This window comes from Kitasatospora sp. NPDC089913, assembly GCF_044748625.1.
In the GTDB taxonomy this organism is placed as follows: Bacteria; Actinomycetota; Actinomycetes; order Streptomycetales; family Streptomycetaceae; genus Kitasatospora.
In genome coordinates, this window is the sequence record NZ_JBIVGI010000030.1 from 60,057 (window position 1) to 72,367 (window position 12,311).

9 protein-coding genes are annotated in these 12,311 nt (G+C 74.4%); 2 read left to right on the forward strand and 7 right to left on the reverse strand.

All coding sequences use genetic code 11. The features are described from left to right. Nucleotides 1–14 precede the first annotated feature (14 nt). Nucleotides 15–1,013, forward strand: coding sequence for an L-tyrosine/L-tryptophan isonitrile synthase family protein (locus tag ACIPYS_RS33180; protein WP_093859720.1), 999 nt, complete (start codon nucleotides 15–17; stop codon nucleotides 1,011–1,013). On the opposite strand, the gene ACIPYS_RS33185 is transcribed toward ACIPYS_RS33180, so the two are convergent. Genes ACIPYS_RS33185 through ACIPYS_RS33195 form a run of 3 tightly spaced genes read right to left on the reverse strand, consistent with a single transcriptional unit; the run spans nucleotide 998 to nucleotide 4,179 of the window. Beyond that, on the reverse strand, nucleotides 998–1,951 hold the full coding sequence (locus ACIPYS_RS33185; RefSeq protein ID WP_093859721.1) for an ABC transporter ATP-binding protein: 954 nt from the start codon (nucleotides 1,949–1,951) through the stop codon (nucleotides 998–1,000). The two genes, ACIPYS_RS33180 and ACIPYS_RS33185, sit on opposite strands and share 16 nt — an antisense overlap. Next, a complete protein-coding gene (locus ACIPYS_RS33190) occupies nucleotides 1,948–3,045 on the reverse strand; it encodes an iron ABC transporter permease (RefSeq protein WP_093864771.1) in 1,098 nt (365 codons plus the stop codon). Before ACIPYS_RS33190 ends, ACIPYS_RS33185 begins: the two co-directional genes overlap by 4 nt. Nucleotides 3,046–3,087: 42 nt before the next feature. After that, nucleotides 3,088–4,179: an ABC transporter substrate-binding protein gene (locus tag ACIPYS_RS33195; RefSeq protein WP_400753225.1), complete on the reverse strand. Its 1,092-nt coding sequence runs from the start codon at nucleotides 4,177–4,179 to the stop codon at nucleotides 3,088–3,090. 293 nt (nucleotides 4,180–4,472) lie between these two features. On the opposite strand from ACIPYS_RS33195, the gene ACIPYS_RS33200 reads away from it, so the two are divergent. Next, nucleotides 4,473–5,225 (forward strand): helical backbone metal receptor, encoded by a 753-nt coding sequence (locus ACIPYS_RS33200; protein WP_400753286.1) that lies wholly within the window; start codon nucleotides 4,473–4,475, stop codon nucleotides 5,223–5,225. Nucleotides 5,226–5,261: 36 nt separating this feature from the next. Here the strand turns inward: ACIPYS_RS33200 and ACIPYS_RS33205 are convergent, their stop codons facing one another. The 4 genes from ACIPYS_RS33205 to ACIPYS_RS33220 form a co-directional block, all read right to left on the reverse strand. Continuing rightward, the gene (locus ACIPYS_RS33205; protein ID WP_400753228.1) at nucleotides 5,262–6,269 is read right to left on the reverse strand and encodes an LD-carboxypeptidase; all 1,008 of its coding nucleotides are present in this window, start codon (nucleotides 6,267–6,269) and stop codon (nucleotides 5,262–5,264) included. A gap of 205 nt (nucleotides 6,270–6,474) precedes the next feature. After that, nucleotides 6,475–8,817, reverse strand: a complete 2,343-nt coding sequence (locus ACIPYS_RS33210; RefSeq protein ID WP_400753231.1) for a hypothetical protein — start codon at nucleotides 8,815–8,817, stop codon at nucleotides 6,475–6,477. Nucleotides 8,818–9,079: 262 nt separating this feature from the next. Continuing rightward, nucleotides 9,080–10,597 (reverse strand): lipase maturation factor family protein, encoded by a 1,518-nt coding sequence (locus tag ACIPYS_RS33215; protein WP_400753289.1) that lies wholly within the window; start codon nucleotides 10,595–10,597, stop codon nucleotides 9,080–9,082. A 436-nt stretch (nucleotides 10,598–11,033) separates the two neighbouring features. Continuing rightward, entirely contained in the window at nucleotides 11,034–12,110 is a 1,077-nt protein-coding gene (locus tag ACIPYS_RS33220) for a GAF domain-containing protein (protein ID WP_159424839.1), read from the reverse strand. Nucleotides 12,111–12,311: the final 201 nt, after the last annotated feature.

Consider the following 12,311-nt stretch of genomic DNA (forward strand, 5'->3'; position numbering starts at 1 on the left):
CGTGGAGGACAACCATGCCGCCCGCCGGCACCACCGTCACCAGTGACTCCCAGGCCGACAGCAACGAGAGCACCGGCACCGCCCACACCGTCCCGGACCAGCAGACCGTGGCCCGGCTCTCCGCCGAGATCCTCGACCTGCTGCTCCCGCACCGCCGCGCGTCCGATCCGGACGCCGAGGCCACCCCCGCCGACTTCCCGCTCCAGCTGGAGCAGTTGGCGGACTTCATCACCGCCGGGGACCAGATCCTGTTCACCCTGCCCGGCTTCCCCTGCAAGTCGCCCAACCTCGCCAAGGTGCTCAGCCACCTGCCCGACGAGGGCGAGCGGCTGTCGCTCACCTTCCTCAACCGGCTCGCCGAGGAGATCGGCAAGATCTACGAGCCCGGCGCCAAGATCCTGATCTGCTCGGACGGCCACATCTTCGGCGACCTCATCCACGTCCCCGACGACCACATCGACCAGTACTCCGACGAGTTGTCCGCGCTCATCGAGCGCGAGGGCCTGACCAATCTCGACACCTTCGACCTGCGGGCCGTGCTCGGCGACCTGCCCTTCGACGAGAAGCGCGCCCGGGTGCACGCCAAGTACGCGCCGACCAAGGAGGAACTGCGCGAGCAGGTGCTGACCGACGAGGAGACCGCCAAGCTCTACCGCGGCATCACCCGCTTCCTCACCGAGGACACCTTCGGCTGGACCGGCACCAAGTCCGCCCTCCAGAAGGACTGCCGTCAGCGCGCCTACGGCGTGATCCAGCGCAGCCGCGCCTGGGGCGACCTGATCGCCGAGCAGCACCCCCGCTCGTTCCGGCTCTCCATCCACCCGCAGAAGGTCGGCGTGCTGAAGTTCGGCATCCGGCTGCTGGAGCACACGGACATGTGGATGACCCCGTGGCACTCCTCGGTGCTCCACCGCCCGGACGGCGAATGGGAGCTGATCCGCAGCGAGGAGGCGGCGAAGGTCGGCCGGCTGGTCGAGCGCAACGGCCGCCCGAGCCACTACGAGACCTCCTGACGTTCGACGGAGACCGGGGTGGGGAGAGCGGTCGGGACGGTGACTCCGGTGACAACCGGCTTCACCGGGGGCGGGGCGATCACGCCTGCCCTCGTACCCGCGGCACCCCCCACCCCCCTGCCCGACGGCGGCGCGACCGGACCCGGCACCCCCGGGTCCGGCGCGCCGACCGGCGCACGGTGGTCGAACGCGATCAACGGGTCCCCCGTGAGCGGATGTTCGATCACCGCCGCCCGCACCCCGAACACCTCGGCGAGCAGCTCGGCGGTCAGCACCTCCCTGGGCTCCCCGGAGGCGACCAGCGTGCCCCGGTGCAGCACGTGCAGCCGGTCGCACACCGAGGCCGCCGCGTTCAGGTCGTGCAGCGCGACCAGCGTCGTGCGGCGCTGCTCCCGCAGCAGCGCCAGCAGCTCCACCTGGTGCCGGACGTCCAGGTGATTGGTCGGTTCGTCCAGCACCAGGACGTCCGGCTGCTGCGCCAGCGCCCGCGCCAGCAGCACCCGTTGCCGCTCCCCTCCGGAGAGCTGGGCGAACCCCCGGTCCGGCGCGTGCGCCATGCCGACCCGGGTCAGCGCCTCGGCCACCAGCCGGTGGTCCTCGGCGTCGTCCTTGGCGAACGCCCGCTTGTACGGGGTCCGGCCCATCGCGACCACCTCGCGCACGGTCAGCTCGAAGTCGCCGCCGCGCTCCTGCGGCAGCGCCCCGATGTGCCGGGCCGACTGCGCCGGACTCAGCTCGGACAGCTCCCGCCCGGCCAGCAGCACCCGCCCGGCGCTCGGCCGCAGATGCCGGTAGACGGTGCGCAGCAGACTGGACTTGCCGCTGCCGTTGGGACCGACCAGGCCGGCGATCTCGCCCTCCTTGGCGACCAGGTGGACACCGGCCACCACGGTCCGCCCGGCGAGGGAGACGCTCAGGTCTTCGACGGCGATTCTCAATTCCGCTCCAGTCGTCGGTCCAGCAGGTAGAGCAGGGTGGGCGCGCCGAGCAACGCGGTGACCACGCCGATCGGCACCTCCTGGCCGTCGAGCGCGACCCGGGCGATCAGGTCGACGACGACCAGCAGGACGGCGCCGGTCAGGGCCGACAGCGGCAGCAGCCGCCGGTGGTCGCCCCCGACCAGCAGCCGGCACACGTGCGGCACCATCAGGCCGACGAAGCCGATCGCACCGGAGACGGCGACCAGCACCCCGGTGAGCACACTGGTCACGGCGAAGATCTCACGGCGCAGCCGGGCCACGTCGACCCCGAGGCCCGCCGCCGTCTCGTCGCCCATCAGCATCGCGTTCAGCCCCCGGGCGCGGCCCTGGAGCAGCACCAGCCCCAGGGCCACGGCGGCGGCAGGGACGGCGAGCTGTCCCCAGGTGGCGCCGCTGAGACTGCCCATCAGCCAGAACAGCACGCCCCTGGTCTGCTGCTCGTCGCCGGTCTGGAGCACGAGGTAGCTGGTCAGGCCGGTGAGGAACTGGCCGATGCCGATACCGGCCAGCACCAGGCGCAGCGGGGAGAACCCGCCGCCGCGCCGGGCCAGCAGCCACACCAGGGAGAACGCGGCGAGCGCGCCGAGGAAGGCCGCCACCGAGACGGTCAGTCCGGCGATCCCGCCGACGGACAGCGACAGGCCCAGGCCGGTGCCGAGCACGATCACGCCGACCGCTCCGAGCGAGGCCCCCGAGGAGATGCCGAGCAGGTAGGGGTCGGCGAGCGGGTTGCGGACCAGGGCCTGCACCGCCGTGCCGACCAGACCGAGCCCGGCCCCGACCGCCGCCGCCAGCAGCGCGCGCGGGACGCGCAGCTGCCAGACGATCAGGTCGCGGGTGCCGGGCGCCGGGTGCTGCCCGGTGAGCCGTCGGCCGACCACCGACCACACCTCGCCGGGCGGGATGTCCACCGAGCCGAGCGAGACGGCGGCGGTCAGCGCGACGAGCAGCGCCGCGGTCAGCAACGCGGCCAGCGGCCCGGGGCGCAGCGCCCGGGCCCGGCGCCGGGGCCGCGGCCCGGGGGCGGCCGGGTCGGCGCCGGGGCCGGGCACGGCCTCCGTGGCGTGGGTGGTGGTGGCGGCGCGGGCCACGGCCTACTGCCCGTTCTTGACGAGCGTCGGGTGGACGGTCGCGGCGATCTGCCGCACGGTGTCGGCGTTGCGGATCCCGGCGATCGTGGTGACCTCGGAGCCGATCCGCAGGAAGTGCCCCTCCTGCACGGCCTTGAGCCCCTGCGTCGCCGGGAAGCCCTTGAGGAACGCCTCGGCCTCGTCGAAGGCCTTGCGGTCGGCGTCCGCGCTGCCCCGGTTGCGCACGGCGAGCTGGATCCAGTCCGGGTTCTTCGCCACCACGTCCTCCCAGGAGACGGGCCGGAAGTCGGCGTCGCAGTCGGAGAACACGTTGCGCGCGCCGGCCAGGGTGATCACCGCGTTGGCGATCTGCTTGCCGCAGACGGCCATCGGTTGCTTTGTACCGGCGTCGAAGTCGAAGAGGAAGTACCCGGGACGCTGCGCCTCCGGTACGCCCGCGGTGGCGTTCTTGACCTCATTGATCTGCTGGTCCATCGCGGCGACCAGTTCTCCGGCCCGGGCGGCCGTCCCGGTGACCGCGCCCAGGCGGCGCACGTCCTCCGCCACCCCGGCCAGGTCGGTGCGCGGCCCGGCGGCGGCCTTCGGACCGGTCGCGCAGGCCGTGGAGAGCAGCAGCACGTGCTGCATGCCGACCGCCTTCAGCTCCTCCTCGGTCGGCCCGGCACCCGCGGCGCCCATCATCGGCATCGGTCCGAAGGTGTCCACGTAGAGGTCCGCGCCGGAGCCCAGCAGCTTCTCCTTGGGGATCAGGGTGTCACCGAGCACCGGCACCTTGGCGCCCTGCTCGGCCACGGCCGCCGGCAGGCTGCCCTTCCCGGGCGGGAACCCCGTCCCGATGACCCGGTCACCGGCCCCCAGCTGGAGCAGCATCTCCAGACCGGCGGCGTCGGTGGTGACGATCTTCTGCGGTGCCCGGGCGACCGTCGTCTCCTTGCCCGCGCAGTCGGCCACCTTCACCGGAAACGCGCCGGCGGCGGACGCCTGTGGGCTCCCGCCGCCGTTCGTGGTGTCGCCGCTCCCGTCACCGCCGCTGGAACAGCCCGTGGCGAACAGGGCGACGGCTGCCGCGATACCGCAGAAGACGCGAGGGCGCATCAGTAACTCTCCTGGTCAATGGTCGTGCTCGGGTTCGTCCTGTGAACCCGGACCAGTAGTCGGCCGCTGTGCCCGGACGGTTCCCGGAACTTTGCCCTCCCGGCCACCGGCGGGGCGGTTAGGGTTGCGCGGTGAGTTTCCATTCGACGGACGGGACGCCGGGGGACGGTGCGCCGGGGAACGGTGCGGCAGGGGACGGTACGGCGGGGCACGGTACGGGAGGTCGTCCGGTGGTCGACGATCTCGGGCTGGTCGTGCCGCTTCCCGGGGCAGGGGCGGGCGGCGAGGCCGGGGTGGTGCGGCGGGTGGTGTCGCTGGTGCCCTCGCTCACCGAGGCCGTGGCCGCCACCGCGCCCGAACTGCTGGCCGGAGTCACCGACTGGTGCAGCCATCCGGCCGACCTGGCCGTCCCCCGGATCGGCGGCACCAAGAACCCAGACCCGGCCCGGATCGTCGCGCTCGCGCCGGACCTCGTGATCGCCAACGACGAGGAGAACCGCCGGCCCGACCTCGACGCGCTGCGGGCGGCCGGACTGCCGGTCTGGGTCACCGACATCCGCACCCTCGACCAGGCGTTCCGCTCCCTGGACCGGCTGCTCACCGTCGGCTGCGGCCTGCCCCGCCCCGCCTGGCTGGACGCCGCCGAGGCCGCCTGGGCCGAGGTCCGGCCGCTGCCGGGCCCGGCCCGCCGGGCGGTCGTGCCGATCTGGCGCCGCCCGTGGATGGTGCTGGGCCACGACACCTTCGCCGGCGACCTGCTGCGCCGCCTCGGTCTGCTCCTCCCGCACGCCGAGGACCCGGCCCGGCCGGAGCGCTACCCCGCCGTCCCGCTGCCGGAACTGCTCGCCGGCCGCCCCGACCTGGTCGTCCTGCCCGACGAGCCCTACCGGTTCACCGCCGAGGACGGCCCGGAGGCCTTCCCGGGCGTCCCCGCCGCACTGGTGAGCGGACGCCACCTCACCTGGTACGGGCCGTCCCTGGTGGAGGCTCCGGCGGTCCTCGCGGAGCAGCTGGCACGCGCGCTCCCCGGCCGGTCCCCCGGGTAACCGGTCCCCCGCTCAAGGGGCGGGGCAGCCGGAGGGTCAGGACAGGGTGATGGCCGCCTCGTCCAGGGTGAGGGTACGGGCGGTGGCGTCGACGGTCGCCCGGACACCGAGCGGCAACGGCGGATTGGGACCGGCGTGGCCGAGTTCCACCCCGCCGAGCACCGGGATCGGCCGGGCACCGAGCACGTCGAGCACGACCTCGCGCAGCGACGGCGCCGGGACCCCCTCCCCGCAGCCCGCGGCGGTGACCCGGAGCGGCACCCCGACCACCATCGCCGAGATCCGGTCGAGCACTCCTGCCAGCCGGAGCAGGTGCAGGTCCTGCCAGACCGCCGACAGCGGACGGTCCACCTCCTCCCAGAACAGCACCGCACCGTCGAAGCGTTCGACCGGAAGCGCCAACGGCGTCGCCTGGAGCGCGGTCAGCCGGCCGAGCAGACCGCCGATCAGCGGCCCGCCGGCCCGGCCGGGCCGCCAGCACTCCCGGCCTCCGGGCGGCAGCCGGAGCCCGGGGAGCGGGCCCAGCGGCGCGGGGTCGGTGAGAACGCGGCGGTACAGGTCGGCCAGGACCTCGGCGCTGCCCCCGGAGGGTCCGGTGTGCCAGGAGCCGCCGAGCCCGTAGGTGGCCATGTCGCCGTGCAGACCGACGAGACCGGTCCTGGCATGCAGTGCGAGCAGGAGCAGGGACACGTCGCTGCATCCCAGTACCGGCTTGGGATCGGCGCGGACGGCGTCGAAGTCCAGTCGGTCCAGCCAGCCGGCCACCGCCTGCCCACCGGTGTGCGCGACGATCGCCCGGACCTCCCGGTCCCGCAGCAACCGGTTGAACTCCTCGGCCTGTTCCTCCGGCGCACCGGCCGCCCACCAGCGGCGGCGCCCGGGCTCCGTGAGCGGTGCGCGGCGGACCCGGAACCCCATCGCCGTGAGGGTCCCGACACCCCGGTCCAGCAATGGCAGGGCGTCACCCTCCAGCGGTCCGGCGGGCGCCGCTACCGCGACGAGGTCCCCCGGAGCGAGGGCACGGGGGCGCAGGACGTCCAGCACCAGCGGACTCCGGTCGGTCGAGGCGGGTCCGGCCGTACGGCGTCCGGACGGTCCGTCGGGGGGTTCCGGCGGATGTGCCGAGTCTCGATCTCGAACGTTTATTCGACAACTGGTTTTCCGGGGCCTTTGCCGCTTCGGGCAGCACGACGGCCCGGGCGGTCGCGGTCGGTGCCCCGCGCCCACCCGGGCCGTCGTCGTCCGGGCGTCAGGCTCGGGCGGCGGTCACGGCGGCGCCCAGCGCCTCCTTGATGCGCGGGCCCAGTCGGGCGAAGCCCAGCTCCTTCATCGCCGCACGGAGCAGCTCCTCGTCACTGCGCGCGACGCCGTCCGCGTCGATCCAGCGCACGACCGCGAGCAGTTCCTCCGCCGAGTACGCGGTCACCGGTCGGCCCGGCGTGAACTCCGGCTTCGCCGGGGGCACGGCCGCTGCGGTCTCGGCAGCAGGCTCCTCGACGACGACGGCCGGTGCCTCCGCAACCGGCTCGGCCTCGACGACGGGCTCGCTCTCGACGGCGACGACCTCGGTGACGACTGCCTCGACTGCCTCGACGGTCTCGGTCTCGGTCTCGGTCTCGGTCTCGGCAGCAGGCTCCTCGACGACGACGGCCGGCGCCTCCGCAACCGGCTCGGCCTCGGCGACGGGCTCGCTCTCGACGGCGACGACCTCGGAGACGACTGCCTCGACAGTCTCGGTCTGAACCTCGGCCTGGACCTCGGTCTGCGCCTCGGCGGGCGCGGGCACCTCGGCAACGACCTCCGCCTCCGGCTCGACCTCGGGCTCGACGGTCGGCGCGACCTCCGCGACCTCCGCGACCTCCGCGACCTCCGCGACCTCCGCGACCTCCGCGACCTCCGCGACCTCCGCGACCTCCGCGACCTCCGCGACCGGAGCCTCGTCCACCGTCTCGACGACCGGCTCCTCGACCACGGCCTCGGTAGTGGCGGTCGGCTCGGCGTCGACCGGGGCCTCGGCCACCGGCTCGATCTCGGCGGGAGCCTCCAGGACGGGCTCCTCCTCGACCTCGACCGTGGCCCCGGTGACGGCCTCGACCACGGGCTCGGGCTCGGCGATCGGCTCAGGGGCCTCTTCCACCGTGCTCGGCTCGGCCTCGGCCTCGATCTCCGGCGCGGTGGCCTCGACCACGGGCTCGACGACGACTGCCTCGGCCTCCGGCGCGGCCTCGACTGCGGCCTCGACTGCGGGCTCCGGCTCGACCACCGGCTCCGCCTCGGTCACGACCTCGGCCACAGCCTCGACCTCGGCGGGGGCGATGGCCTCCACCTCGGGGGCGGAGGGCTGGACCGGCGGGGCGGGGGTGGCGCCGAGGAGATCGTCGGCGGCGGGCGAGGGGGCCGGGAGGGCGACGACGAGCGGCTGCTCCTCGACCGGGGCCTCCGGGCTGTCCGCCTCGGCCACGGGCTCGGCGGTGACGGCCTCGACCTCGGCCTCGACCTCCGGCGTCTCGGTGTCCGCCTCGGTGCCCACCTCGGCGGCCGCCCCGGTCTCCTCCGTACCCGTCACATCGGCCGTCGTCCCGGCCGTCGTGTCGGCCGCCGCATCGGCGGCCTCCTCGACCGGCGGCACCAGACCGTCGCGCTGCCCGCCCGCGAGCGCCTGGCGGGCGGCGTAGGCGGCCTCGGCGGCGCGGCGGTCCGCGCGGGCGGCGGCGAGCTCGGTGAGGAGCTCGCCGAGCCCTGCCTCCTCCAGGGTGCCGCGCAGCCCGTTGACGGTGGGCAAGCGGTAGAGGGTGCCCTCGTCGGCGGCGAGGCGGTCGACCAGGTCGACGAGGTCCGGGAAGGACAGCGCGTCCAGGTCCTGGCCGGGCAGCAGGCGGGCGAGCTCCCGCACTCCGGTGTTGATCGCCTCGAAGGCCTGCGCCGTGCGGTGGGCGAGGGCGGCGTCCGACGGCGCGGTGGGCAGGGTGCCGGCCGGCGCGAGGGCGGCCCAGGCCCGGCGCTCGACCGCGGCGGAGGCGAGTGCCTCGTGCAGGTCCTGGCCGCGGGGGCGGCCGCTGGTGACGGCGAGGGCGGCGGCCTGCTTGCGCAGCGACCGGCCCCGCAGCCAGGACAGCTTGACGCCCTGCTCGCGCCGCCACGTCCGCTCGGCGGTGGCCGCGATCAGCGAGTCGAGGTCGGCCTCGTACGCGGCGGGGGCGAGCACGGTCGAGGTGCGGCGCAGGAGCTGGAGCATCTCGACGAGCACGGCGGTCTTGCCGACGGTGTCCGGCGCGTCGATCCGCACGTCGGCGGCGAGCGCGGTGACGTCGTCCCAGACCTGCTGGAGGTCGTGTCCGCGCAGCTCGGCGAGGACGGTCGACGCGGCGCGGGCGTCCTCGGGGGTGGCGACGGTGTCCAGGGCCGCGTACCAGGGATGCGTGTCGGCGGTCAGGGTGAAGGCACCGAGTTCGGCGTAGCGGCCGAGTTCCTCGCGGAGGTCGGTGTCGGTGGTGGTCGCGGCGGCCGCGGTGTCCGTGGCCGTGGTGTCCTTGACGTCTGCGGAGCCGGCTGCGTCGGCCGCGTCGGCGTTGCGGGAATGAAGCACTGTCATGTGAGGTCCGGTTCTGGGCGGCTGCGGCGGGGGCGTGGGCTGGCGGCGAGGGGGCGGCGGTCCGGGTGCGCGGTGCGGCCCCGGCGGATGGGGCTGAGGGGGCGCGCGGTAGGGCTGCCGGTCGGAGGCCAAGAATACGGGTGCCCGTTCGAGCCATGCACGCACCCACCGTCCCTCGGGGCGGTGTGGCGTGCCACGGCGCCCGGCCGGGCGCCACCGGGGAGGGCCGGTCGGGTGGTCGGCGTCACCGGCCGTCATCCGGTCATCGCCCGTTCGGGGCACGCCGGGAACGGCCGTCCGGGTCCGTACCGTCCGCCCCGGCCGTGCCCGGGGCCGGTGGCGGATGGTGTCCCGCGCGGGCGAGGGCGGCGAGGTCGACCGGCGCGAGGTACTCGGTCAGCGGTGTCCGGTGCCACCAGGCGCGGGTCTGCCGCAGTTCGCGCCAATCGGTGAACCGGTAGCGGTGGAGGGTCGCCCGGACGTGGGTCGGCGGGGTGTCCGGGAAGGGGTTGTGCCGGAGCAGTCGCAGGGTGTCCCGGTCGTTGACGAGCAGCCGGGCGACGAACGGCAGGAACCACGGCCGGGCGTACCCGGTGGAGATCGCGGCGAACCACATCAGCCAGTCCAGCCGCAGGTGGTAGGGGGCGTACTGGCGGGGGCGGCGGCGGACGTCGCCGGGTTTGCCCTTGAACCCGTACTCCTTCCACACGGTGTGCCGGGTGACCACCGCCTCGTCCGTCCCTTCGAGCACGACCTCCTGCCGGACGCGGCCGACGCTGCCGAACGCGCCGTACGTGTTGACCAGATGGAGGCGGTTGAAGGAACGGTTCATGACCTGCCGGGGCGAGACCATGTTGCGGACCGGCCAGTAGCTCAGGACGAGCACGGCGGCGGTGAGTGCCAGTGCCAGGGCCTCGAACCAGACCGGGGCGGCGGGGTAGGCGCGCGGGTGGACCGGCAGGCCGAGGCGGGCCGGGTCGACGGCGGCGAGGGCGAGCGCGACGGTGAGCCAGTTGAGCCAGGCGAAGTTGCCGGAGGCGACCAGCCAGAGCTGGGTGGCGACGACGACGCAGGCGGCGAAGGTCGCCACGGGCTGCGGGAGGAGCAGGCAGACCGGGACGAGGAGTTGGGTCAGGTGGTTGGCGGCCGCCTCGACGCGGTGCAGCGGCCCGGGCAGGTGGTGGAAGAACCAGCTGAGCGGACCGGGCATCGGCTGGGTCTCGTGGTGGTAGCGCAGGCAGGTCAGATCGCGCCAGCAGCTGTCGCCGCGCAGTTTGATCAGTCCGGCGCCGAACTCGACCCGGAAGACCAGCCACCGCAGCAGCCACAGGACGGGGGCGGGCGGTGCGGTGTCGGCGTTGCCGAGGAAGGCGGCCAGGAAGCCCGCTTCGAGCAGCAACGATTCCCATCCGAACGAGTACCAGGTCTGCCCGACGTTGACGATCGACAGGTAGAGGACCCAGAGCACCGCCCAGCAGAGCATCGACACCCCGAGCGGGACGGCGTCCCCGAGGCCGCCGAGGAGGGCGGCGGAGAGCGCCGCGCCGGTCAGGGCCGCGGCGGCGAAGAAGCGGTCGCTGTAGTGGAGGTGGAAGAGTCCGGGCGCCTGCCGGAACGGGACCCGGGCGGTGAACCGGGGGACGGGGAGCATGCCGCGGCTGCCGATCAGCGCGCGGAACTGCCGGGCGGCGGCCAGGAACGCGATCAGGTAGAGGGCGGCCAGCATCCGTTGCACGAGCAGTCTGCTGAGCCAGTACTCGGGGGCGGCGAACCACTGCATGCGGCCCATGCCTACCACCGGCGGCGGCCGCGGGGGCCGGTCCGGCGGGACGGCGGCGGGCGGTTCACCCGGACAGCAGCGCGGCGGGGAGCCTCTCCTCGGGGGTGAGAGGCGCCCCGCCACGGTGGGACGGCTCGCCGTCGCGGACGGCCGGCGCCGCGGTCCCGCCACGACGCGCGGTCGGGGCGCGTCCGGGACCTGGCCGGTGCGTGGTGGTCGGCGCTCGGTGGTCGGTGCTTGACGATGGGTGCTCGGTGGTCGGTGCGGCGGTCGGACTGTCTGGCTGTCTGGCTGTCTGGCTGTCTGGCTGTCTGGACATGGTCGGGGCGCGGTGCCGCCGCGGTGGCGGCCGGTGCTGCGCCGTACGGAACTCCGGTGGTGCGTGCGCGGTCCGGGGGGTGACCCGCACGCGGTCCGACGGCCGGGCCGGTGGTGATCAGCCCGGCAGGACGAGGCCGGTCTCCCCCGCTCCGAGGCCGGGGCGGCCGACCGGGGCGGTGCCGTTCTGCTGAAGGCGGTCCACCAGGAGGGCCGCGAGCGTGCCGAGTTCCTCCTCGGTGCGGGACTGCGCGGTGACGTCCATGCCGACCGTCAGCACGCCGGTGACCTGGCCGGTGCGGGCGGTGCGCAGCGGGGTGCAGGTGAAGCTGAAGATCTGCTGCCCGCGCTGGGCCTCGGGGCGCAGGGACTGGACCCGCACCTCGTTGAGGACGGTGGCGCGGCCGGTGTGGTAGGCCTCGGAGACAGCCTGCTGGAGACCGGCGGCGCCGAGCTGGGGGTAGGCCAGGCCGACGGCGCCGTACGCCGCCGGGGCGCCGAAGGTGTCGGCGTGCTGGGCGTTGGCGTAGCGGATCTCCTGGCCGGGCCCGTCGGTGAGCATGATCGGGAACGGCGAGCCGTCGAAGGCCGCGAACATCTCCTGCTGCTGGGCGAGCAGGTTGTCGCGCAGGCGGATCTCGGAGAGCAGCGCCTCGGCGAGGTGCTGGATGTCGCGGAGCCGCTCGCGGCCCCACTGGCGGGGTTCGCGGTCGAGCACGCAGACGGTGCCGATGACGGTGTTGGTGTCGTCGACGAGCGGGGCGCCGAGGTAGGCCCGGACACCCAGTTCGTCGACGACCGGGTTCCCCGCGAACCGGGGGTAGGCGAGGATGTCGTCGAGCGCGAGGGGGGAACGCTGCGCGACGACGTGGGGGCAGAAGCCGTGACTCAGCGGCATCTCCCGGGTCGGAAGGTCGAAGGCGATGCCGCGATCGGCCCACGAGGAGCCTTCTTCGGCCACCGCGTCGGTGGAGTTTGGCGGGATGTAGAGCCCCCGGAACATCTGGCGCTCGTCGTTGATGAAGTTGACCATCGCGATGGGGGCGCGGGTGATGCTGGCGGCCAGGTGGGCGAAGCGGTCGAAGGCCTCGTCCGCGGTGGGCTCGTTGAGTCCCAGGCTGCGCAGCCTGCGGGCCCTCTCGGACTCGCCGGCGGCACCCGGGAACTGGCCTTGAGTGCTCATCACATCAGTCATGGCGCACATGTAATCAGACATGCGGCGCCTTACGCGCTCCCGACCCCTCCCCTTACTCACTGCTGATGCTCAGTCAAAGCCGCATGTCGGCGGCGAGGCGGCGGGCGGCCCACCGGCGGGCGGCGGCGGACGGCCCGGCGGGCCGCCGGGCGGGAACGGATCGGGAACCGCCGGGCAACGGGCACGGGAAGCGGCGGACAA

Excerpts from the sequence above, each read along its gene's own strand:
- ACIPYS_RS33210 (WP_400753231.1), bottom strand. The coding sequence starts at position 8,817 with ATGACAGTGCTTCATTCCCGCAACGCCGACGCGGCCGACGCAGCCGGC.
- ACIPYS_RS33220 (WP_159424839.1), bottom strand. The coding sequence starts at position 12,110 with ATGACTGATGTGATGAGCACTCAAGGCCAGTTCCCGGGTGCCGCCGGC.
- ACIPYS_RS33215 (WP_400753289.1), bottom strand. The coding sequence starts at position 10,597 with ATGCAGTGGTTCGCCGCCCCCGAGTACTGGCTCAGCAGACTGCTCGTG.
- ACIPYS_RS33180 (WP_093859720.1), top strand. The coding sequence starts at position 15 with ATGCCGCCCGCCGGCACCACCGTCACCAGTGACTCCCAGGCCGACAGC.
- ACIPYS_RS33195 (WP_400753225.1), bottom strand. The coding sequence starts at position 4,179 with ATGCGCCCTCGCGTCTTCTGCGGTATCGCGGCAGCCGTCGCCCTGTTC.